This window comes from Clostridia bacterium (assembly GCA_026414765.1).
In the GTDB taxonomy this organism is placed as follows: Bacteria; Bacillota; Clostridia; order Acetivibrionales; family DSM-27016; genus SKW86.
Genome location: JAOAIJ010000021.1, coordinates 154,887 through 178,545 on the forward strand (window position 1 = coordinate 154,887; position 23,659 = coordinate 178,545).

Annotated in this window: 23 protein-coding genes; 18 read left to right on the forward strand and 5 right to left on the reverse strand. The window is 38.6% G+C overall.

The annotated features are described in order from the left end of the window. Positions 1–199: 199 nt before the first annotated feature. From rimP to N3I35_08435, 17 genes are all read left to right on the forward strand, one after another. Complete coding sequence (gene rimP / locus N3I35_08355) at positions 200–664, forward strand: ribosome maturation factor RimP (GenBank protein MCX8130095.1); 465 nt, start codon at positions 200–202, stop codon at positions 662–664. Positions 665–798: 134 nt separating this feature from the next. Further along, positions 799–1,914 carry a transcription termination factor NusA gene (gene nusA / locus N3I35_08360; protein ID MCX8130096.1) on the forward strand — a complete coding sequence of 372 codons (1,116 nt, stop codon included), beginning with the start codon at positions 799–801 and terminating at the stop codon, positions 1,912–1,914. A 105-nt stretch (positions 1,915–2,019) separates the two neighbouring features. Then, positions 2,020–2,292: a YlxR family protein gene (locus N3I35_08365; GenBank protein ID MCX8130097.1), complete on the forward strand. Its 273-nt coding sequence runs from the start codon at positions 2,020–2,022 to the stop codon at positions 2,290–2,292. Continuing rightward, positions 2,282–2,611, forward strand: coding sequence for a ribosomal L7Ae/L30e/S12e/Gadd45 family protein (locus tag N3I35_08370; GenBank protein ID MCX8130098.1), 330 nt, complete (start codon positions 2,282–2,284; stop codon positions 2,609–2,611). The genes N3I35_08365 and N3I35_08370 overlap by 11 nt, the downstream gene beginning before the upstream one ends. A gap of 1 nt (position 2,612) precedes the next feature. After that, positions 2,613–6,035 (forward strand): translation initiation factor IF-2, encoded by a 3,423-nt coding sequence (gene infB, locus N3I35_08375; GenBank protein ID MCX8130099.1) that lies wholly within the window; start codon positions 2,613–2,615, stop codon positions 6,033–6,035. A 127-nt stretch (positions 6,036–6,162) separates the two neighbouring features. After that, entirely contained in the window at positions 6,163–6,519 is a 357-nt protein-coding gene (rbfA, locus tag N3I35_08380) for a 30S ribosome-binding factor RbfA (GenBank protein ID MCX8130100.1), read from the forward strand. 31 nt (positions 6,520–6,550) lie between these two features. Beyond that, positions 6,551–7,525, forward strand: coding sequence for a bifunctional oligoribonuclease/PAP phosphatase NrnA (locus N3I35_08385; GenBank protein ID MCX8130101.1), 975 nt, complete (start codon positions 6,551–6,553; stop codon positions 7,523–7,525). Beyond that, complete coding sequence (gene truB, locus N3I35_08390; protein ID MCX8130102.1) at positions 7,525–8,427, forward strand: tRNA pseudouridine(55) synthase TruB; 903 nt, start codon at positions 7,525–7,527, stop codon at positions 8,425–8,427. Before N3I35_08385 ends, truB begins: the two co-directional genes overlap by 1 nt. 19 nt (positions 8,428–8,446) lie before the next feature. Further along, positions 8,447–9,391, forward strand: a complete 945-nt coding sequence (locus N3I35_08395) for a bifunctional riboflavin kinase/FAD synthetase (protein MCX8130103.1) — start codon at positions 8,447–8,449, stop codon at positions 9,389–9,391. Continuing rightward, the gene (gene hypF, locus N3I35_08400) at positions 9,384–11,759 is read left to right on the forward strand and encodes a carbamoyltransferase HypF (GenBank protein ID MCX8130104.1); all 2,376 of its coding nucleotides are present in this window, start codon (positions 9,384–9,386) and stop codon (positions 11,757–11,759) included. Before N3I35_08395 ends, hypF begins: the two co-directional genes overlap by 8 nt. 74 nt (positions 11,760–11,833) lie before the next feature. Continuing rightward, positions 11,834–12,061 (forward strand): HypC/HybG/HupF family hydrogenase formation chaperone, encoded by a 228-nt coding sequence (locus tag N3I35_08405; protein ID MCX8130105.1) that lies wholly within the window; start codon positions 11,834–11,836, stop codon positions 12,059–12,061. Continuing rightward, positions 12,051–13,160: a hydrogenase formation protein HypD gene (hypD, locus tag N3I35_08410; protein MCX8130106.1), complete on the forward strand. Its 1,110-nt coding sequence runs from the start codon at positions 12,051–12,053 to the stop codon at positions 13,158–13,160. The genes N3I35_08405 and hypD overlap by 11 nt, the downstream gene beginning before the upstream one ends. After that, a complete protein-coding gene (gene hypE / locus N3I35_08415; GenBank protein ID MCX8130107.1) occupies positions 13,160–14,167 on the forward strand; it encodes a hydrogenase expression/formation protein HypE in 1,008 nt (335 codons plus the stop codon). Before hypD ends, hypE begins: the two co-directional genes overlap by 1 nt. A 347-nt stretch (positions 14,168–14,514) precedes the next feature. Continuing rightward, complete coding sequence (locus N3I35_08420) at positions 14,515–15,246, forward strand: ABC transporter ATP-binding protein (GenBank protein ID MCX8130108.1); 732 nt, start codon at positions 14,515–14,517, stop codon at positions 15,244–15,246. Positions 15,247–15,303: 57 nt separating this feature from the next. Then, the gene (locus N3I35_08425) at positions 15,304–16,101 is read left to right on the forward strand and encodes a YIP1 family protein (protein ID MCX8130109.1); all 798 of its coding nucleotides are present in this window, start codon (positions 15,304–15,306) and stop codon (positions 16,099–16,101) included. An 18-nt stretch (positions 16,102–16,119) separates the two neighbouring features. Continuing rightward, on the forward strand, positions 16,120–17,472 hold the full coding sequence (locus N3I35_08430) for an efflux RND transporter periplasmic adaptor subunit (GenBank protein MCX8130110.1): 1,353 nt from the start codon (positions 16,120–16,122) through the stop codon (positions 17,470–17,472). Between the two features lie 10 nt (positions 17,473–17,482). Further along, positions 17,483–18,694, forward strand: coding sequence for an ABC transporter permease (locus tag N3I35_08435; GenBank protein MCX8130111.1), 1,212 nt, complete (start codon positions 17,483–17,485; stop codon positions 18,692–18,694). A 147-nt stretch (positions 18,695–18,841) separates the two neighbouring features. Here the strand turns inward: N3I35_08435 and N3I35_08440 are convergent, their stop codons facing one another. From N3I35_08440 to N3I35_08450, 3 genes are all read right to left on the reverse strand, one after another. Beyond that, entirely contained in the window at positions 18,842–19,099 is a 258-nt protein-coding gene (locus tag N3I35_08440; protein ID MCX8130112.1) for a CD3324 family protein, read from the reverse strand. A 13-nt stretch (positions 19,100–19,112) separates the two neighbouring features. Then, positions 19,113–20,153, reverse strand: coding sequence for a hypothetical protein (locus tag N3I35_08445; protein ID MCX8130113.1), 1,041 nt, complete (start codon positions 20,151–20,153; stop codon positions 19,113–19,115). 232 nt (positions 20,154–20,385) lie between these two features. Continuing rightward, positions 20,386–21,573: a GGDEF domain-containing protein gene (locus tag N3I35_08450; protein MCX8130114.1), complete on the reverse strand. Its 1,188-nt coding sequence runs from the start codon at positions 21,571–21,573 to the stop codon at positions 20,386–20,388. Between the two features lie 232 nt (positions 21,574–21,805). Between N3I35_08450 and N3I35_08455 the strand changes: the two genes are divergently transcribed. Next, complete coding sequence (locus tag N3I35_08455) at positions 21,806–22,714, forward strand: quinate 5-dehydrogenase (GenBank protein ID MCX8130115.1); 909 nt, start codon at positions 21,806–21,808, stop codon at positions 22,712–22,714. A gap of 32 nt (positions 22,715–22,746) precedes the next feature. On the opposite strand, the gene N3I35_08460 is transcribed toward N3I35_08455, so the two are convergent. Continuing rightward, complete coding sequence (locus tag N3I35_08460; protein MCX8130116.1) at positions 22,747–22,917, reverse strand: hypothetical protein; 171 nt, start codon at positions 22,915–22,917, stop codon at positions 22,747–22,749. Positions 22,918–23,308: 391 nt separating this feature from the next. Further along, the gene (locus N3I35_08465; GenBank protein ID MCX8130117.1) at positions 23,309–23,488 is read right to left on the reverse strand and encodes a hypothetical protein; all 180 of its coding nucleotides are present in this window, start codon (positions 23,486–23,488) and stop codon (positions 23,309–23,311) included. Between the last annotated feature and the right edge of the window lie 171 nt (positions 23,489–23,659).

A 23,659-nucleotide genomic window follows, 5' to 3' on the forward strand; every position in this document is an offset into this window, starting at 1 on the left:
TGGGAAATTTAAATTTAATATAATAATTTTGTTGATAATTACAAATAATAGTGGTATAATACTACTGGACTAAAGCAAATAGTATTTTAAGAGAAAGAGTGGGCCAATCCCACTCTTTCGCGTTATTTTTTAAAAATATGAACTGCGGAAGAAAAGCAGACTGTAAAATGCCTGTCTGTTAAAGAAACTGGAGGAGTATATGGCGAGAAAAAAAGTTGAGGAGATAGTCTCCGAGCTTGCATTACCTATAACGGAAAAACATTCCTTCGAGCTGGTTGACGTTGAGTTCGTCAAGGAGGGTGCAAACTGGTACCTTCGCATATATATTGATAAACCTGGTGGAATAACCATAGACGATTGTCAGGTAATCAGCGAGGAAATAAGTGATAAAATGGATGAGACAGATCCTATATCACAGAGCTATTTTCTTGAGGTGTCTTCTCCAGGTCTGGAAAGACCTCTGAAAAAAGATAGTGACTTTGAAAAGTTTAAGGGTGAACAGGTAGAGGTAAAACTTTTTCAGCCTTTAGACGGCAAAAAGGTATTCGAAGGTGAACTTGTGGGACTGGTAGACGGACAGATTGTAATAAAACAGGGAAATGCGGAAAATATAAATTTTGACAGGGATAAGATTTCTATAGTACGAAGAGTCATAAAGTTTTAAAACGCATTCTCAATTTTTAATTATAGATTCTGTAAATTGCTGTACTTGTCAGTAGAAGATTTGTATATATTTTTAGCTGTAGAATCTGTAACATCAGATGGAGCAGTGATTATAAAGGGAGGTTGTCATAGGGAATGAGCGCTGAATTGATACATGCATTGGAGCAGTTGGAAAAAGAAAAAGGAATTGAAAAGGGAATTCTTATAGAAGCTATAGAAGCCGCACTGATTTCTGCGTATAAAAGAAACTTTGGTTCTACTCAAAATGTCAAAATAATGTTTGACACTAACAGTGGAGATGTCAAGGTATACGCACTAAAAAGGGTAACAGAAAGGCCGACTAATGATTTGTTGGAGATTTCTATAGAAGATGCAAAGAAAATAAGTAAGAAGCTTGAAGAAAATGATACTGCCGAGGTAGAGGTTACACCGAAAAAGTTTGGTAGAATTGCTGCTCAGACTGCGAAGCAGGTAGTAGTACAAAGAATCAGAGAAGCGGAACGCGGAATTATATTTGATGAGTATTATAATAAAGAAAGCGATATAGTAACCGGAATTATTCAGAGAATTGAAAAGAAGAATGTAATTATAGATCTTGGAAAAACTGAAGCCGTGTTACCTCCTGCAGAACAGACAGTGGGAGAAGAATACCGGTTTAACAACAGAATAAAAGCATACGTGATTGAAGTCAAGAAAACAACAAAGGGACCTCAGATAGTATTGTCAAGAACGCACCCGGGTCTTGTAAAGAGGCTATTTGAGCTGGAAGTTCCTGAAATACACGATGGAACTGTAGAGGTTAAAGGCATAGCAAGAGAACCCGGTTCAAGAACAAAAATAGCAGTTTTTTCAAAAGATGATAATGTTGACCCCGTTGGAGCTTGTGTCGGACAGAAGGGCACCAGGGTTCAGGCTATAGTAGATGAGCTCAGGGGAGAAAAAATCGATATTATAAAATGGAGTAACAATCCGGAGGAGCTTATATCTGCAAGCTTAAGTCCTGCAAAAGTTGTTCGTGTAGATGTAAATGAAGAAGAAAAATCCGCAAAAGCGACGGTGCCGGATTATCAACTTTCACTTGCTATAGGCAAGGAAGGTCAGAATGCCAGACTCGCAGCCAAGCTGACAGGCTGGAAAATTGATATAAAGAGTGAGTCTCAGCTTAGAGCTTCTATAGAACAACAGATGTTTAACAATGACAGCAACTATATAAAGCAGGATGAAGATGAAAACACTGAAGACTATGAATAGTCTGCAATGACAGATTGCGACGAATTCCGGCTATTAATTGGTAATACCAAAATAAGCAGGATAACTTACAATTTTGATTTTTTTAGTTTAAGGGTGTGGGTTTTAGTGAAACAAAAAAAAGTGCCTATGAGAATGTGCCTCGGTTGCCAGGAAATGAAGCCTAAAAAAGAATTAATAAGAATAGTGAAGAACAAGGAAAATGAAACCAGCGTGGATTTTATAGGGAAAAAACCTGGTAGGGGAGCATACATTTGCAGGGCAGTTTCTTGTTTTGAAAAAGCAAGAAAAGCAAAAAGGCTGGAAAGAGCTTTTGAATCACCCATAAGTGAAGAAATATACGATACATTAAAGAAGCAACTGGAGGACAATGATGGATGAGAAAATATACTCATTTATAGGTCTAGCCACAAAAGCAGGAAAGTTATTATCGGGTGAAGATGCTTGTGAGAGAGCTTTAAAAGCTGGAAAGACATACTTAATAATTGTATCGGAAGATGCCTCAGACAACACTAAAAAGAAGTTTTCCGATGCATGCAGATATAGAGGAAACGAAATAAGGTTTTTTGGAGAGAAAGTTTTACTTGGGAGGTATACCGGAAAAGAGCTGAGAAGTGTTATCGCCATTATAGAAAATGGATTTGCGAAACGTTTAATAGAAATGATCGATGGAAAGTACCTACAATTCGGGGGTGAATAGTTTGGAAAAAGCTAGAGTTTATGAGCTTGCAAAGGAGTTGAATACTACCAGCAAGCGCTTGATGGAGAAATTAGCCGAAATAAATATATCAGTAAAAAATCATATGAGCTTGTTGGAGGATAAAGAGCTGGAAGCTTTATATAAGCATATAGGTATTATAAAACATGATGACAGCAAGAAAGCTGAAGGTGATGAAAAGAAGGCCGTATCATCTGCTGCTAAAGTTGATCCCAGGAAAGACGTGAAAAAGGATGCTAAGCAGGCACCCAGAATAATAAGGACAACGGAGATAATTATTGATACAAAGAAAGAATCACGGGATGAAGTAGTATTATCAAATAGAAATGATGTATACAGGAATGAATCAAGACGTGATGCTCATAACGATTTCAGGGGAAATAACCGTACAGGGCAAAAGCCGGAAATAGTAAGGGTTGCAGATTCAAGCACAGGTTTAAGGCCGGGGTATATAAGGGATGACAGGCCTGCATATGTGAAAGAAGCCAAACCTGTAAATAAAGTTGAAACTAAAAAGGATATTATTAAAGAACCTGCAAAAACAGAAGCTAAAAGTGAAATTTTACCGGATAGTAAAAACATTCAAAAGACTATGACACACAATGAAATAGAAAATATAAGTGTAAAGGAAGTAAAGAATATCGAAGAAAACAGAAAAGTGGATGAGATGAAAAAAGTTGTTGTTAATGAAGAGAATCAAACTGCAGCCAGCAGTCAACCAGCAGGTTCTGAAAAGCCGGTACAAGAGGTAAAAGAACCCAAAGCTCCGGAAATGTCAGGTGAAAACAGAGTGCCTGAACATCAGAGACAAAATACTAATACAAGAACCTATAATGATAATCGCCAGCAGGGCGGCTATAACAGACATGAGGGAGACAGACCGCAGGGCGGTTATAACAGACCCCAGGGAGACAGACCGCAGGGCGGTTATAACAGATCCCAGGGAGACAGACCGCAGGGCGGTTATAACAGACCCCAGGGAGACAGACCGCAGGGCGGCTATAACAGACCTCAGGGAGACAGACCGCAGGGCGGTTATAACAGACCCCAGGGAGACAGACCGCAGGGCGGCTATAACAGACCCCAGGGAGACAGACCACAAGGCGGTTATAACAGACCTCAGGGAGACAGACCACAAGGCGGTTATAACAGACCCCAGGGTGATAGACCACAGGGCGGCTATAACAGACCCCAGGGTGATAGACCACAGGGCGGCTATAACAGACCTCAGGGTGATAGACCACAGGGCGGCTATAACAGACCTCAGGGTGATAGACCGCAGGGTGGATTCAGATCTGCATCCAGACCTTTGGATATACCTAAAATAGATACATCGCTTATACAAAAGGAAGAAGAGAATTCAATGCGCAATGAAGCAAGGCGTGAATTCCAGAATAAGGATGTAGATAAGGATTCCAAGAGAGAGCAGAAGAGGGAAGTGCCAAAGGGTCAGGCCGGAGATAAGGATAGAAAATTTAAAAACCAGAAGTTTATCGTTGGTCAGAAAAAGGGTGTTTCTGAAGTACTTTCCGAGGACTTTATACTTGAAGAGTTTTATGATGATGATGGTGTAAAAAGTACAAGGAGAGTATCGAAGCCTAAAAAGGATATAAGAAGAGAAAATGAAAGCAAGCATATACCTCATAGAGCAGTTCTCACTTCAATAAAGATTCCTGAAACAATAACCGTGAAGGATCTTGCTGAAGCTTTGAAAAAAACCGCAACTGAAGTAATTAAAAAGCTTATGGCACTTGGAATGATGGTTACCTTGAATAATGAACTTGATTTCGATACGGCTTCAATTGTTGCTTCTGAATTTGGTGTCACAACGGAAAAGGAAGTTGTGGTCAATGAAGAAGATATTCTGTTTGATGACTCGGATGAAGAGAATGAAGAGAATTTACAGCCAAGACCTCCTGTTGTTGTAGTAATGGGACACGTTGACCATGGTAAAACTTCACTTCTGGATGCCATCAGGGAAACAAATGTTATTGACAGCGAGGCCGGCGGTATAACCCAGCATATTGGTGCATACATGGTAAAAATAAACGACAGGAATATTACATTCCTTGATACTCCGGGACATGAAGCTTTTACAGCAATGAGAGCAAGAGGTGCTCAAGTAACGGATATAGCCATACTTGTTGTAGCAGCAGATGACGGCGCTATGCCACAGACTATTGAAGCTATAAATCATGCAAAGGCTGCAAATGTCTCAATTGTTGTAGCAATTAACAAAATAGACAAACCCGGTGCAAATCCTGACAAGGTAAAACAGGAACTTACCGAGTATGGTCTGGTTGCTGAAGAATGGGGTGGAGATACAATATTTGTTCCAGTTTCTGCAAAGAAAAGGGAAAATATTGACCAGCTTCTGGAAATGGTATTGCTTACAGCAGATTTGCAGGAATTAAAAGCGAACCCAGACAGACAAGCAAAGGGTACGGTTATCGAAGCTCAGCTGGATAAAAACAAAGGGCCTGTAGCTACGGTTCTTGTTCAAAGAGGTACCTTGAATGTCGGGGATACTATAGTAACCGGAACAACAGTAGGAAGAATCAGAGCAATGGTAGATGACAAGGGGCACAAAATAAAGAAAGCAGGACCATCTACTCCTGTTGAGATACTTGGAATGCCTGAAGTTCCTGAAGCAGGTGAAATCTTCTATGAAGTAGCCGATGAAAAGGTAGCAAAGCAACTGGTTGAAAAGAGAAGGCTTAAGCAGAAAGAACAACAGCTTAAGGCATCTGCAAGGGTATCGCTGGATGATCTGTTCAATCAGATTAAAGAAGGCAAGGTGAAGGACCTTAATATAATTGTAAAAGCGGATGTACAGGGTTCTGTAGAAGCTGTCAAGCAATCACTGGAAAAACTGAGCAATGAAGAAGTCAGAGTAAAGATTCTTCACGGCGGTGTAGGTGCAATAACAGAAGCAGATGTTACGCTTGCGCAGATATCAAATGCAATAATCATAGGATTTAACGTTAGGCCGGGTACAAATGTTACCGAAGCTGCACAAAATGCCGGTGTTGACATGAGATTGTACAGAGTCATCTATAACGCAATTGAAGATGTTCAAGCCGCAATGAAGGGTATGCTAGAGCCTACCTTCAAAGAAGTTATACAAGGGCATGCAGAAATAAGACAGACATTCAAAGTGTCAGGTGTAGGTACTATAGCCGGTAGCTATGTAACTGATGGAAAAATAATAAGGAATTCGGATGTTAGAGTTGTACGTGGTGGAATAGTAGTACATGAGGGTAAGCTGGCATCGCTCAAGAGATTTAAAGACGATGCGAAGGAAGTAGCACAAGGCTTTGAATGTGGATTATCCATTGAAAGGTTTAATGATATTAAAGAAGGCGATATCGTAGAATCTTATATAATGGAAGAGGTTGCAAGATAAACCTTGCAGTAACGCATAAGCTATGGGTCTGATTGAGGTTAGGGTTTGGGTTGAGGTTTTTATACTTTGACCTTAACCTTAACCTTATTAAGTATTATCCTATAGTATCGAAAGGAGCGTATTTAAAATGGTAGATAGAATAAACAGGATATCAGAAGAAATGAGAAAAGAAATAAGTACTATTATACAGAACGAGCTTAAGGATCCAAGGCTGCCAAAGCTGATAAGTGTTGTTTCAGCTAATGTTACAAAGGATTTGAGATATGCAAAAGTGTATGTAAGTATCATGGGAAGCGAAGAAGAGAAAAAGAATGCAATACATGGTCTAAAGAGTGCGGCAGGCTTCATCCGCCGTGAAGTGGGACACAGGATGCAGCTCCGGTATACGCCTGAAATTCAATTTGAATTAGATAATTCAATAGAGCATGGCGTATATATATCAAAGCTGATTAATGAAACAGTGAAGCATGAGGAAAAAGAATAAATACGTATACACGATATCAGGAGACTGATTTATGATTATAGACAGAATAATTACATTAATCAAGGATGCTGAAAATATTGCCATAATGCCTCATATTTCAGTAGATGGGGATGGCCTCGGTTCAAGTCTTGCATTAGGCCTTACGCTTAAAAAAATGGGAAAGAAAGTAACGGTTTACCTTGAAGAGGATGTTCCCTACATATATGATTTTTTACCGGGTAAAGAGCTGGTAAGTATTGTTAATGATATCTGCAAGTACAAAAATACAGATGGGTATGATTTGGCTATAGCATTGGATACGGGAGACATGAAAAGGCTGGGGGACAGAGCGGATATTTTTGAAAGGGCTAAAATAACTGTAAATATTGACCACCATGCTACAAATACTGAGTTTGCGTTTATAAATTACGTTCAACCCGGATCAGCTGCAGTGGGAGAAATAGTATATCAAATGATAAAAGTGATGGGACAAAGCCTGGATGCCGAGACAGCAACGTGCCTCTATGTCGCAATTACAACGGATACTGGTGGGTTTAGGTTCAGCAATACCACTTCTGCAACGCATCAGATAACTGCTGACCTGATTAATAATGGGGTAAATGTTGCAGAAATATCTCAGAAGGTTTTTGAAACTGCTTCACTGGAAAAAACAAAACTAATGGGAGAAGCGGTAAGTTCTCTAGAATTACATGAAAATGGTAAGATTGCTTTAATTATCCTGACAGATGAGATGATGAAAAAAGCAGGTGCAAGCGAAGAGGATTGTGACGGAATTGTAAATCTGGGAAGAAACATCAAAGGGGTTGAAGTAGCTGTAATGATGAGGCAGAAAGCTAATGGTGCAATAAAAGTAAACTTTAGATCCAAAAGCTATGTAGATGTAGCAGCAATTGCCGGTTTGTTCAAAGGCGGCGGACATAAAAGGGCTGCTGGATGTATCATAGAGGGTAAATCTACTGATGAAGCAAAAAAAATGCTGATTGAAGATATAAAAGGGACATTTTGATGGACGGAATTCTTAACATATTGAAGCCACCGGGAATGACATCTTTTGATGTAGTCGGCTTCTTAAGACGGATACTGAAAACTAAAAAGATAGGGCATACCGGGACCCTTGATCCTGGGGCGGTAGGAGTACTTCCTATCTGTATAGGCAATGCAACAAAAGCAATAGAGTTTATGATGGAAAAGGACAAGCTGTATAGAGCAGAATTGACTCTTGGGGCCGAAACAGATACTCAGGATTCTTCCGGCAAAGTAGTAGCTACTTATGATGTCAATGTAGATGAAACTCAGATAAGAAGCGTTATGAGCAGCTTTCTTGGAACATATGAACAGATACCGCCAATGTATTCTGCTGTAAAGATTGAGGGGAAGAAACTGTACGAACTGGCAAGGGAAGGGAAAACAATTGAGCGGGAACCAAGAACAGTAGAGGTTTTTTCCATAGATATTCTTAAAATCAAAAATAAAGAGACTATCCTGTTTGATGTGCATTGTTCAAAGGGTACATATATAAGGACTCTTTGTGATGATATCGGAAAGCGTCTGGGATGCGGAGGACATATGTCATTTCTCATAAGGACCAAGGCCGGTCCATATGATATTTCTTCTGCAATAACGCTTGAAGAGGTAGAAATGCTTGCAGAGCAAAATAAACTTGAGGAAAGATTTCTACCGGTTGATACGGTTTTTCAAATACTAAAGCCGGTTGTTTTGAATGATGCAGATAGTAAACGTTTTTTGAATGGTGTTTTTATTAACTGCGCCGATCCGATTTTAGAAGCAGGAGAAAATATCAGAGTTTATAACAATAAGAATTGTTTTCTTGCCCTTGGGGAAGTAATCCTCAAACAGAACAAGCTTGTATTGAAGTCAAAGAAAGTTTTTAATACGGTAAGTTTATAAGAAATAAAGGTGGGTTACTATGAAAGTTATTTACGGCAGAGAAAATAGGAGTATTAAGAGTGAAACCCTTTGTTCATCCGGTGTAGGTCTTGGTAACTTTGATGGGCTTCATATAGGCCATATGGCTTTGATTAATACTTTAATCAAGGAATCAAGACTAAACGGCTTATGTTCTATAGTTTATACTTTTACAAAACATCCGGAGAATATACTTAGAAAAAAGCTGTTTACTCCCTTATTAACTACCGAAGCGAAAAAAATTGAGCTTCTGGAAGAGACCTACTTAAACTACGTGTATTTTGATGAATTTGATGAGAACTTTTCCAGAATGGCACCTGAGGCTTTCGTAAAGGACATACTTGTTGACAAGCTAAACACCAAGCTTGCAGTAGCAGGTTTTGACTACAGGTTTGGATACAAAGGCAGTGGTGATACAGAACTGCTGAAGGAACTTGGGAAAAAGTATGGCTTCAAGGTCATAGTAATACCGCCTATAAAGATTGATAATGAGGTTGTGAGCAGTACGAAGATACGCAATGATGTAAGTAAAGGCTATATGGATCAGGTCTTTAAGCTTCTGGGGAGGCATTATTCAATCACGGCAGAAGTGGTAAGTGGCAGGCGTATCGGTAATACGATAGGATTTCCTACTGCCAATATAAATCCGGAGGATTATCTGATTCTGCCGCAGAGGGGTGTATATATCACAAAGACGCTTCTTGATAACATTCTATACAACAGCATAACAAATATAGGCTATAACCCAACCTTCGAAGATGTGAACAAAATAACGGTTGAGACACACATAACTGATTTTGAGGGTGATATATACGGGAAAAAAATAGAGGTATTTTTCCTTCAAAAGATACGTGATGAGAAGAAATTTTGCAGTGTTTCCGAACTGAAGGATCAAATCAGGAAGGATATGCTTAAAGCAAGGGAGTTTTTTAATCTCGATGGCTGATAATAAGAGATATATAATTAAAATTACAGGGATTGTGCAGGGTGTCGGATTCAGACCTTTTATATACACCAAAGCAAAATCCCTTTCTTTAAATGGATGGGTAAATAATATAAGTGACGGAGTAGTAATAGAAGCTGAAGGAAAAGAGGGCGACCTGGCTTACTTTGTTAATGCTATAGAAAAAGATGCGCCGGCACTTTCACATATCAGAAGTATTGATGTGACAGAGAGTGTGACTGTGGGATATAACGGTTTTGAAATCCGTGAGAGCTTCAAATCAGAGGAAAATTACATATATATTTCTCCTGATGTATCTGTATGTGAGGATTGCAGGAGGGAATTATACGATACTTCCGACAGGAGATATCTATACCCGTTTATTAACTGCACAAATTGTGGACCAAGATTTACCATAACAAAGGATACTCCATACGACAGAGTAAATACTACGATGGATAAATTCCCGATGTGCAGAAATTGTGCTGAGGAGTACAACAATCCCCTGGACAGAAGATACCACGCACAACCGGTATCTTGTTATGAGTGCGGGCCAAAGCTCAGACTGCTTGATAATACACTGAAGGAAATATTTCAAAAAGACCTGATTGAGTATACAATCAGACTGATGGCTGAAGGCAATATAATTGCTATCAAAGGCCTCGGGGGATATCATCTGGCTTGTGATGCAAATAATGAAACTGCTGTCAGAAAGCTGCGTGACAGAAAGGTACGTGACGATAAGCCTTTTGCAGTAATGGTGAGGGATGTTGAAACTGCTTTACGCCTATGTAGTGCCAGTGAAGAGGAAGTAAAACTGCTCAGTTCCGTACAGAAGCCTATAGTTTTACTAAAAAAAAGCAGAAACTATGACCTTCCTGTACAGATAGCACCCGGGAATCCGTTTTTAGGTGTAATGCTGCCGTATACCCCTGTACATATGTTGCTCTTTAAGCATATTAATACAGGAAAGAAGGATATATGGTGTCCGGATGTTGACAGCAGGCTTTCAGCACTGGTTATGACAAGTGGTAACAGAAGCAGTGAGCCTATATATTATGAAGATAATGAAGCTTTTGAAAACTTAAAGGATATAGCTGACTTTTTTTTATCCAATGATAGAGAGATACATGTAAGGACGGATGATTCAGTTACAAGAGTTTTTAGCGGAAAGGAATTCGTAATTAGGCGTTCAAGGGGCTATGCTCCTATACCGGTTGTATGTGACATTTTCAGTGAAGTATTTTCTGAGGAAGTACCGTCGGTTTTAGCTTGTGGCGGTGAACTAAAAAATACATTTTGTATGAACAGAGGAAATGAATTTTTTTTAAGTCATCATATAGGAGATCTTGAGAATTATGAAACATTGATATCTTTTGAGGAAGGAATACAGCACTTTTCAAGGATACTTAACATAGATTACAAAGTAGTCGCCTATGACATTCACCCTGAATACCTGTCTTCAAAGTATTCGGTATCGGTTAAGTCGGATAAAAAGATTCCTGTACAGCATCACCATGCTCATATTGCTTCATGTATGGCGGAAAATAACTTAAGTGAGAATATTATAGGTGTTGCTTTTGATGGTACCGGTTTAGGAGAAGACGGGAATATATGGGGTGGAGAATTTTTTTCAGGGAGCTACCGGGGCTTTAAGCGTGAGGGACATCTTGACTATACAGGTATGCCCGGAGGCGAAGCAGCGATCAGGGAACCATGGAGGATGGCTGTAAGCTATTTGTATAAATATTTACATGCTGTTAACGGATTTTCAGAGCATGACTGGGGAATAAACTGTAATAATACAAGACTTTTTGAAGCAATAGGCGCGGGGAAAATATCTATAGTTCTTCAGATGCTGGAGAGGGGGGTGAACACTCCTTTGACTTCAAGCATGGGTAGGCTTTTCGATGCGGTTTCCGCATTGATAGGCATAAGACATGTTATCAGCTATGAAGGCCAGGCGGCTATCGAACTTGAGTATATTGCAGATATGGATGTTCAGGAAACTTATGAATTTATAATTACTGAAGGTGAAGCTGCTTCAGCTCCCTTCAGAATTTCAACAGAAGGAATTATTAGAGGAATATTGAAGGACATGACAGCCGGTGTTTCAAATAGCCGGATTTCGGGTAAATTTCACGAAACAGCCGCTGAAATCATACTAAAAGGTTGTGTACATATAAGAAAGGAAACAGGCTTAAATAAGGTAGTTTTAAGCGGAGGAGTATTTCAAAACATGACGTTGTTGGAAAAGAGCCTTAATAAATTGAGGAGCTCGGGATTTGAAGCATTTATCCACAGCAGAGTCCCTACCAATGATGCTGGTATTTCATTAGGGCAGGCAGTGATGGCAATTTTTAAAGCTTAAGTATTATAATCTTGCAGAAAAAGAGAATGAAGAGTATTATAAAAAAGAATTGTTATTAGGAAAGGTGAATGATTATGTGTCTTGCTATACCGGGTAAGGTAGTTAAGATTGAAGAAAAATCCAGCATTGTTGAAATAATGGGTGCAACCAGGGAAGTGTCGACGGAGCTGGTCAGTGGAATAGAAATTGGTGATTATGTACTTGTACATGCTGGATGTGCCATACAAAAAATAGATGAGGAAGAAGCTTTAAATACAATACAACTGTTTAAGGAATTGAAGGAACTGGCAAATGATAAATAACGGCAAAAAACTGGTATTTAGTGAATTCAGAAACTCCGAACAAGCACAGAAAATGGCTGCCGTACTTAAAGCATACAAGGGACGCAGAGTGACAATAATGGAAGTATGCGGTACGCATACAATGGCAATATTCAGGTATGGAATTAGGGACATACTTCCGGAAAGTATAAGGCTTGTTTCAGGTCCGGGATGTCCCGTATGTGTAACTCCCTCATACTATATAAACTCTGCCATTTTGCTATCGCAAAGGAGTGATGTCATAATCACGACCTTTGGAGACATGATGAGGGTGCCAGGGAGCAAAGGCTCCCTTCTCAAGGAGAAGGCAAAGGGGAGTGATATAAGGATAGTGTATTCGCCTCTTGATGCGCTGAGAATAGCAGAAGAAAATAAGGGAAAAAAGGTTGTTTTTCTTTCGATAGGGTTTGAAACAACTACTCCTGTTGCGGCCTTGTCTGTTTTGAATGCTTATGAGAAGGGGTTAAGTAATTTTACATTATTGTCGGCTAACAAAACAGTACCTGAAGCGCTGAAAGTACTTTCTGCAGATAAGGATATCGGAGTGGACGGATATATTTACCCGGGGCATGTAAGTGCTATAATAGGTACGGATTTTTATGACAGAATTGCTGCAGAATATGCTGTTCCTGGAGTTGTTACCGGATTTGAGCCCCTTGATGTACTGCATTCAATAATCACATTGGTGTCAAATGTTAATAATAACAGGATTGTTGCAGAGAACCAGTATTCCAGAGTTGTATCAAGAGAGGGAAATCCTCTTGCCCTTGGGAAGATGTATGAGGTATTTGAGCCTGTTGACGCTGTATGGAGAGGTATAGGAACAATACCGGATTCAGGCCTGAAAATGAAAGATAAATATGCTGCATTTGATGCATGGAATGTATTTGGAATAAAATGGGATAATATTGATGAACCAAAGGGCTGTCTATGTGGTGAGGTACTGAAAGGGAGAAAAACTCCGGTAGAATGCGGATTGTTCAACAAAGCGTGTACTCCGGAAAATCCTGTGGGAGCATGCATGGTATCATCTGAAGGAACATGTGCTGCATATCATAAATACGGAAGCGGAGGATTCTAATGTCTGAAATAATCACTCTGGCTCATGGGAGCGGAGGTAAATTGACTCATAATCTTATCTTGGATATTTTCATAAAACATCTGTCGAATGATATTTTGCTGCAGGGAGATGATTCCGCAAAACTGGATGTTACTCCGGGCAAGCTAGCTTTTACTACCGATTCATTTGTAATTACGCCTATTTTCTTTAAAGGCGGTGACATAGGTAAACTTGCGGTATGCGGTACAGTAAATGATCTGGCTTCCAGCGGAGCAAAGCCTTTGTATTTAAGCTGTGGATTTATATTAGAAGAGGGTTTGCCACTTAGTGAACTGGAAACCATAGTTGAATCTATGGGGAGGACTGCCCGTGAATGTGGAATTAAAATTGTTACCGGTGATACAAAGGTTGTACCAAAAGGTGCAGTAGATAAGGTTTTTATCAATACTTCAGGCATAGGATCCATTTGTGATGGTGTAAGCATTTCCGGTAGCAATGCAAAGCCAGGAGATAAGATCATACTTACCGGAACTATGGGTGATCATGGTTGTGCGATACTGCTCGAAAGGGAAAGGCTGAATATTACCGCTGAAATAGCAAGTGATTGTGCACCGCTGAACAAGCTCGTAGAAAGGGTTTTGGCAGAAGCAAAAGGTGTTCATGTTTTGCGTGATCCCACGAGGGGCGGGGTAGCAACTACCTTAAATGAAATTGCGGTGCAAAGCAGCGTAGGAATAAGACTATACGAAAATGAATTACCGGTTAGTGAGGAAGTTGCAGGTGTATGTGAGCTGCTAGGTATGGATCCTATGTATATGGCAAATGAAGGCAAGATGTTGATGGTAGTTGCAGAACATGAAGCGGATAAGGTACTAAAAACCGTTAGAGAAGATGAAAATGGAAGGAAAGCTTGTATAATTGGTGAAGTAGTAGAAGTACCTGCAGGAAAGGTATTCATTAAAACAATTACTGGTGGTAACAGGATAGTGGATATGCTCGTAGGCGACCAATTGCCAAGAATCTGCTAGAAGGCATATAATCATAGAGTTAAAGATTCTGTTTTTTAGTTTGACATAAATCATCCCAAAAGTTTTTTGCGTTTCAAAGTAAACCGGATAAAATCTATTGATTTTGTCCCTTTTGTTTTAGTCATCCTATATATATAGCACTTCAAATACATGGAGTTATTCTTTAAATATAAATATTTTATTAACAATCTTAAAATTTTATTAATTCTTGTTCAAGCAATTTGTGCTAATACTCAAATATGGTATAATATTGTAAGTGTTTATTCCAGGGCAGTACTATCAGTATGAATTTGAAATAGGATAACTGTATCGGTATATATTCCATCAGGAAGGCAGTGAAAAATGTGATAATTAAAATGCAAGATTTGGGTAAGATCTATAAAAACGGCAAGATTGAAGTGGAAGCATTAAAGAAGGTCAATCTTTCCATATCAAAGGGAGAATTTGTATCCATAATGGGTCCATCCGGCTCAGGTAAGTCTACCCTTATGAATATAGTCGGATGTCTTGACAGATCAACGTCAGGCAGCTATGAACTTGATGGGGTTAACATATCGGGGCTCAATGATGTGGAATTGGCAAAAATAAGGAATCTGAAGATTGGTTTTGTTTTTCAATCCTTTAACCTCCTGCCCAGGATTACAGCATTACATAATGTTGAGCTTCCGATGATTTATGCAGGAGTTCATGCGAAGGAGAGAAGGAAAAGAGCCATGGAAGCCCTTGATAGGGTCGGGCTTCTCCAGAGGATGCAGCATAAGCCTAATGAAATGTCCGGGGGGCAGAAACAAAGAGTTGCAATAGCCAGATCCTTAGTCAACAATCCGGCTATCATTCTTGCTGACGAGCCTACGGGAAACCTTGACAGCGCTTCAGGGGAAGAGATAATGGCAGTATTCCAGGAACTCAACAGGGAAGGAGTAACTATTGTACTTGTTACTCATGAACCAGATATAGCAGAACATACAAAAAGAGTAGTAAAGTTCAGGGATGGTATGTTAATCAGCGATGTGGTTTTGGAAAACCCGGTTGATGCAAGGGAAGTAATAAATATGCAAAAAACTGATGCAGCAGGGTAAGATAGCGAAAAGTAAAGAAATGAAACAGAAGCAGTTAATTATTTGAGGAGGTTTCATATGGATAATTTACAACCTGTCTGGAATGGAAATACTGAAATGCAGAATGATAACGTGAAAAACCTGAATCTTCTGCAAAGATTTTTTGGAGTGATATTTTCTCCTTCAGAAACTATGAAATGTATTGTGGAAAGACCTAAGGTTTTATTTCCTATACTTGCTATGGCAATAACTCCGGTTCTGGTTAATATTATTAGACTGCCCTTATATAAGGAAATGCAAAGAGAGCTTATGGTAAAAACCTCTGAAACAATGGCTGCCAGGTTTAACACTCCTGTTATGACTGCAGCAGATATAGATAAGGCTGTCTCAAATAATCTGATTTTTGGGTCTATTACAACTCCAATAGTAACTATAATAATGTGGCTTATTGGCACTGCAGTTATTTTTGGTATACTGAAGGCTTTCGGAGGTCAGGGAAAATTCAAGCAATGCATGGCAGTGACCGGATATGCCAGTATGATTACTGTACTGCTGTCGGTATTAACTTTGATAGTGTCGTTTTTCAGCGGAAGTCTGAAGCTGGATTTATCCTTGGGGATTTTTGCAGGACAGCTTCTCTCGGGAAGTGAAGGCAGCTTCATATACGGCCTGATGTACACTTTGCTTACAGCAATTGGAGTATTTACAATCTGGAATTATGCTGTCACGGGCCTAGGTCTCATACATATGACAAAACTTAGCAAAGCAAAGGTTTGCGCTGTTATAATAGTATATTTTATTGTAGTTGTTTTATTGGGTGGTGCTTTAGCAGGCGTAACTGAAGTAATGACTTCAGGTATAAGTTCTCAGATATAATTTTGATGAGGTGAAAATATGAAGAAGAAAATAATAATCGGCAGTATAATTGCTTTAGTTGTTGTTATTTTTGTCGGGATAAATATTTCCAGAAACAATAGCAGTTCTGCTGCTTTTGCAGGGGGAAAAACAACAGCAGTAAGGGTTAAAAAGATTGAAAAAGGCAACATATCATCCTCTGTTTCTTCAAATGGAATCATAGAGGAAATAGAAAAAGCGGAAGTATATTTTGATACTCCATTACAGGTAAGGCAGGTGCTGGTTGAAAAAAACCAAAAGGTAACAAAAGGACAGAAAATATTGGATGTAAATGTAGATGAGCTGGTTTCACAACTGGAGCAGGCTAAAATAAACAAGGTTTCACAGGAGCTCGCTATTAAGAAAGTAAGGGCATTATCAGGAACGAAGAGTACAGGGAGTATGGAAGCTGCCGTAACTATTGCGGAAAATAATATAAAAAATGCAGAGAGCGCTTATAATGACAGTAAGAAGGTATATGAAGACAATAAAGAACTATATGGCTCCGGCGCAATATCAAAAAGTGAACTTGACAGGTGTGAAAAGGCTGTGAAAGATGCTGAGATCGCATTGAAAAACGCAAAGCTTAATTATAATACCGCTGTTGATAATCTGAATGAAACTAGGAAAGCAAATTCCCAGTCAGCGAGCAGTACAAGTATAGATATAGAAATGCAGGAGCAGACCTTGAAAGGAACCATTTTAAATATCTCAAATCTTGAAGCTAAGCTGAAAAGGATAAATGAAAGTGTCCTTAGTCCCATAGAAGGCACAATAAGTGAATTGAATGTCATACAGGGGGCATATACCAGTAATATGCAGGCTGCATACAAGGTTGTGAATCCCCACAAAGTCCGTGCCAAGGCAAGAGTAAGTGAATTCAACATAAGAAATGTTATGGTTGGGCAAAATGTTGAAATTTCCGGAGATGCAATAGACAAGGAAAAGAAAATATCCGGGAAGGTTATCAGTATTTCACCCACTGCAGTAAAAAACATGACCAGTAATGGAGAAGAAACTGCCTTTGAAGTACTGATATCAACTGATAATAGCGAAAATATCCTAAAACCGGGTTTGAATGTAACCTGCAACATCTTCACTGTAGAAAAGAAAGGTATAGTTGTTGCAGAGCTGAACATGCTTGATACAGATAAGGATGATAACAAATTTGTCTATTTAGTCAGTGCAAATGATAATGTGATGAAGAAAACTATGGTGAAAACGGGAATCACATCCGACATGAGTACAGAAATCGTTGAAGGTCTCAAAGAGGGGGATGCTGTGGTACTAGACCCGCAACCTACATTCAAGGATGGTGCAAAAGTTAAAATAATGGAAGAAGAAAAGAAATGAGGTTGAGGGTATGAATTTCTCGGAAAGTGTTAAGCAGGCACTGGACAGCCTTAGAGCGAACAAATTGCGTTCGATTCTTACCATGATAGGCATCATAATGGGAGTTTTCTCTGTTATAACCATACTTGCAGTAGGAAATGCAACTCAAGGATATATAGATTCTCAGTTTGAAAAGCTCGGTGCAAATGTTATAAGCTTTATGTACAGATCATCAGGAAGCTATGACCCAAGCAAGGCTTTAAAATTTGATGATATGGATACAATTAGAAAAGCGGCGCCAGAGATAAAAAACATCGCTACAAGCATACAAAGAAACGGAACCTTGAGGATTGGTTCCAAGACCAGAGAAGCCCTTGTATATGGTGTTACTTCACAGTTTAAGAATTTTGACCCGAAGGAAATGCTACATGGAAGGTATATCAGTGATATTGATGAAGATGCAAAAACCAAAGTTGTAATTGTTGATGAGAAATTTGCACTCAGGTACTTCAAAAAAACTGATATAATCGGTGAGACGATAAATTTCAAGACCTCCTGGGGCGCTATGAACCTTAAGGTGGTAGGTGTTACAAAAAGCGGGGAAGATTTGTTTGGAAGCATGCTTGATAATGAGAATTTTCCTGCATTCATATATGTGCCTATTACCACGTTGCAAGAGTTTTATTTCAACTTTAAGGGACTCGACAGTATAAGTGTTTCTGTAGTGGATAAGGAGAAAACAAAAAGTGTAAGCGACCGTGTTATAAAAGCTCTTGAAATGAAGCATGGTGCGGTAGGTAAATATTTTGCACGGAACTCACAGGATGAACAGAAAATTTTCTCAACAATTACAAACGTTATATCTGCAGTATTACTTGTAATTGCTATAATAACGCTTATAGTCGGGGGAATCGGGATAATAAACATACTTCTTGTATCTGTAACTGAGCGAATCAGGGAAATAGGTATAAGAAAAGCACTAGGTGCCAGAAAGAAGGATATTATTATTCAGTTCATTACCGAATCCATAATAATGACAGGGCTGAGTGGACTAATAGGCATAGCACTGGGAATAATTGCAGGGGCGGTTATTTCAGCGCAGCTTAAAATTCCTCAGGTAGTGGATTTTAAAATTATTATAATGGCTTTCCTGGGCTCTGTTACATTAGGTCTGATGTTTGGAGTATATCCTGCAAAGAGAGCAGCAGATCTCGATCCTATTGAATCATTAAGATATGAATAGAATCAAAAAGGGGTAAATTCAATTTACCCCTCCTATACTTCATGTAAGAAATATGTATTATACAATCAACTGATAAAAAGGGCGGCGTAACAAACTTTAGTTTTCGCCACCCTTTTTGCTGCTTTAGAAGGTTATGTACTGATCATATTATTTGTATACAATTTTCCTTATTGTCTCTGTGGAAAGGCAGTATTCCTCAGCAAGTTCTTCAATACTTGCTTTGTGAAAATATTTATTTCTGATTTCTTCATTGCGCTGTTTGTAAAATACTCTTGCACCTGAACCATGCCCCCACTTTTTACGTTCTATACTGCTTGGAATATACAGGGTTTCACCAGAAGCATATTTTTGCACTTCTTTCAACAGTTCGTCTGGAAGAATATCGGATGCATTTCTATATTTCATTGAATGCACCCCTCTAACTGTTTTTTTTCAAAAACTGCTCCAGGGTGTCATACTTGTTCAGAATAACGCCATGATTTTCAATCACGGAAATGATATACTGCTCCAATTCCTCCGCTCTTTGTTTAAAGGCGCTGAGGTTTACTGTATCAAAACTCCCGAGCAAATCCATTTCGCGCAGGCCAAATTCTTCTTTGATAATGTTGAGTTCGTGCTGCAAATTAATTGCATCCAGGAAAGCCCTCTGGTAATTTTGGGTATCACAATGATAATAAATTCTTCGCCATGTCAATGAACCTTCCTCATACCAGTCCGCTAAGTCTTCATAGTTAGGTGATTTTGCTTTCTCAATCTTTGTCGGTTTGTGTGCTGAGATGAATTTTCGTGCTGTGCTAATGATTTCATGGCTGAGATTTTTCAATTCTTCAACCGACTTTGCTCTGACAATTGCTTCGTAATGTGCGGTGAAATTTTCGGGTATTTCTTTCATCTGTGCCAGCTCTATGGTTTCCAAATCAAGTCTCTGCCTAAAGTATGTGCCATTGATGCAAGCGACAGCAATGGATAGATAGTGAGCAATAAATCCTGCTGCCATCCTCACCTTATAAAGCAAATCTTCAAACATCATGGTACGGTAAATTTCCATGGCGGTATCCAATTTCTCAAGAGCCTTTTTCAACATGAAGTCTTTATCCTGTAAGTTGGCTTTCAGCTTTTCCTGCATTGCAATAAAATGATTTTTGTCTTCTTCACTGCGGAAATACAGAATTTTGGCATCTGCTAAACCATATGTGAAATCATCATTAAAATCCGCCATATTCTCGATGCGCTCCCACGAACGAGGGTACAGATCGTGACCTACACCGTCGATGATGAAGGTCTGTGCTAGCTTATTTCCACTCTCGTTTGCAGGCACAAAATAGTCAAAGCACTCACCATGACAATCATTTTCCAATGAATGCCCTGAAATTGCTATCAGTAGAGCGACATCATCTTTGTATTTCTTCTGTATTTGGGTGATAGCCCAGTTTGTCAGTTCTTTTTGTGTTGGTTTCATTTTATGGTCACCCCATTATTAATTGTGTTAAGAAACGGCCATTCTCTTACGACATAAGTATATAAGCATATGAGAGTTAAAACAATGCCGAGATTTATTATAAGAATTTTTACCCAGAAAAGTCCTTTTTTATATATTCAAAACGGTCACTTATTGCTATACCGTGAATCAACCTCTTTTCTAAAGCGACTTAAAGATAAAATTATTTTAAAACTTTGTTTTGCTAAGACAATTAAAATGTATTTTTATAAGATACCATATTCCTGCCTTTTCTTTTTGAATGGTATAAACCATCATCTGCAGCTGCAATAAGTTCTTTTACTGTGTTTCCGTCCTGCGGATAACAAGATATGCCTATAGATACCGTGAAATTAGGCGATTCGGTTTCCTCAACTCTTTTCCGGAAACGTTCCGCAACCAGTTTTGCCTGAGGAACCGTTGCACCGGGAAGTACTGCTATGAATTCATCTCCTCCATATCTTCCAAGTGAATCCATATCACGCAAACTGTTTTTTGCCAACAACGCTAGCTTCTTTATGCACTTGTCTCCTGTTATGTGACCAAGAGTATCATTAATCGTTTTAAACTTGTCTATATCAAACATTAATACCGAGAACACGCTTCCAGCCTTTGATGATGAAATCAGGACTGATATGGTATCGAGAATGGCAGCCTTGTTGAGTGCCTTGGTTAATGAATCAGTCCTGGATATATTGATCAGCACTTCGTTTGACCTTTCAATCTCAAGGACTCTTTTTCTCACTTCCAGGTTAAGATTTTTATCGACAGCTGCGAGTTTTTTTTCTGTCTCATGCACTTTTTTCAAAAGTTTTATAAAAGTCTCCCTGTAAAAATAAAGTATAAGTATTGAATATGCACCAACATGGCAAAAAAGTGATATATATTCAATGATAGTATTCTGCACCAGCAGTTTGAGCAAGCTCTGTATAAGCAGTAAGACCGCAGACCAGAAGATCAGGCTCTTATTACCTTTTTCCTTCCTCAGAATAAATAGTATCATAACTGTAGATAGTATTAGACATAAGACACCAAAATGTGAAGTGCAGATAAGTTTTTGAATAGCTGTTGAGTTTAGCACCAAAGTTAGAAGAATTGCAGGCAATATTACAACTAAAAGAAATACTGTCCCGTAATGTTTCTTCTTCGGATTTATAGCCATTATCAAAAACAGTGATAAATACATAAAGGCTTGTGCCAGATATAGTACGGGGTAGGCAAGGCTTCTGTTTTTGGTAAGAACTGAGAAAATGCCAAGTATTAATGTAACTATAAAACATAACCCCTTAAGTTTTATAATTGATTTTTCCGTGTTGATAAAAAGAGCGAAGGCCAGGATCGAAAATGAAAAACATACGGCAGCGATAAAAGTCAGTTGACTTAGAGTATTAGTATAGTACATTGATATCCCCCCTGGTGTAGTTAATGGTTTACTGTTGTCAATTATTTTATCGGATAAATAATTGAATTTCAAAACATATAAATGAACGGATACTTGCAGATACTATATTTTGTTTATATCGCATTGCAGTAGATTAACCTGTTGTGCTAGTTAGTTTTAGTTGCAAGTCTCGTTCCAAGGTATCTCAGAAATTGCAACCGTATGTTTGAAAAGCTTAGACATGGAGGCCGGCATGAAAAGGATAGTAAGTGTAAGTATAGGTTCTTCTTCCCGTGATAAATGTGTTGAGACTGATATAATGGGGTATAGATGCAGTATAGAAAGAATCGGGACAAACGGCAGTATAAGAAAGGCGATTGATACTATAAAGGAGCTGGATGGAAAGGTTGATGCCTTCGGAATGGGTGGAATAGATTTGTATCTTACATCAGGGTCTAATAAAAGACATGTGATAAGAGAAGCCGTACCGATAAAAGAGGCTGCCAGAAACACTCCTATTGTTGATGGTACAGGGATAAAAAATACTTTGGAAAAAAATGTGATTGATTATATAGAAGCGAATAAAATCATTGATCTGAAAGGGAAAAGGGTATTGATAACTTCAGCAGCAGATAGATTCAGAATGGCTAAAGCTTTTGTCGAGTATGGATGTGACGTGATTATCGGAGACCTCATCTTCGCTTTGGGGATTCCGATAAAGATCAAAAGACTAGATACCTTCAGGAGGGTTGCAGATGCAGCAATTCCGATTGTATCAAAACTGCCCTTTGAAATGCTGTATCCTACAGGAGACAGGCAGAAAGAAAACAATCATAAAAGATTTTCAAAATACTATTGGAATTCTGATATAATTGCGGGAGATTATCACTATATCAAAAAATACATGCCGGAAAATATGGAAGGAAAAATTGTAGTTACAAATACTGTTACGCCTGAAGATGTAAATATGTTGAGAGCCAGAGGAGTAATGCAGCTTGTTACAACTACACCCGAATGGGATGGAAGGTCTTTTGGGACAAATGTAGTTGAAGCCTTAATAGTGAGCTTATCCGGTAAAAATCCTGAAGAGCTTTCGGAAGAGGATTATCACGATATGCTGAATGAATTGAGGTTTAGGCCAAGGGTAGAATGGCTGAACTAAAAACGGGCTGGAACAGACCAGCCCGTTTGTGCTTACCCTAATTTTCTTTTGAGCATATAACCCCAGAACATTCCCTTTGCAAATGCAAAGACTACTATGCCGGCTGCAACTGCTACATTTAGTACCAGGCTATTTTCCTCATCCTTTTCATTGTTTTGTTTCTGATATACCCTTGGATGTCTTCTATATCTAGCGTATTCCACCTTATCGCCTCCTAATATTTCTTACCTTTATTATTTTCAAAGTTATTGCGTAATATTTATGGATAAGAAATTTGGATAAACGTATATGACTATTCCATTGAGCTGAAAATCATAAAGCAGCTGGACACATACTCATTTGCAAGGCATGTATAAATTGTCTGTGCAAAAATTGAGTTTATGGCAATTGTTTTTAGAAAGGTAGACTTACCTGATGCATTTGAGCCAGTGATAAGCACAGGCTTATTTATTTTTAGTGAATTGGGGACAGGTCTATTAATAAGAGGGTGGTATATATCCTTAAATGATATTGAGATATCATAGTTATTTGAGTTTTTAGTTAATTGAGGATTGGAGTAATAGGTCAGGCTGTCTCTGTATGAAGCAATAACTATTAGTCTGCTATCGATTCTATTTCATTTGGACTGTAATTAATTCCAGGTTCACTGGCCCATTGCTCCACAAGCTTTCTTTTGAGAGCTTTCAGATTTCTTTTCTTGTTTAGATACATATAAATGAAAAAGACGCAAATGATTAATATGATAATAATCAGATATTCAAGTATTGTAGTCATTTCAAATACTCCTTTTAAGCGGGGGTTGCTGCATTATCTTATTATAACATCCTGCAAATGGGTTTAAAAGAATATGTTTACAATCTGAATCTGATTAAATGCTGGGTTTATTTGTCATAAAAAATTAATTTTCCAGATATTGAATAATGATGCCTTTTTTTATTATACTAT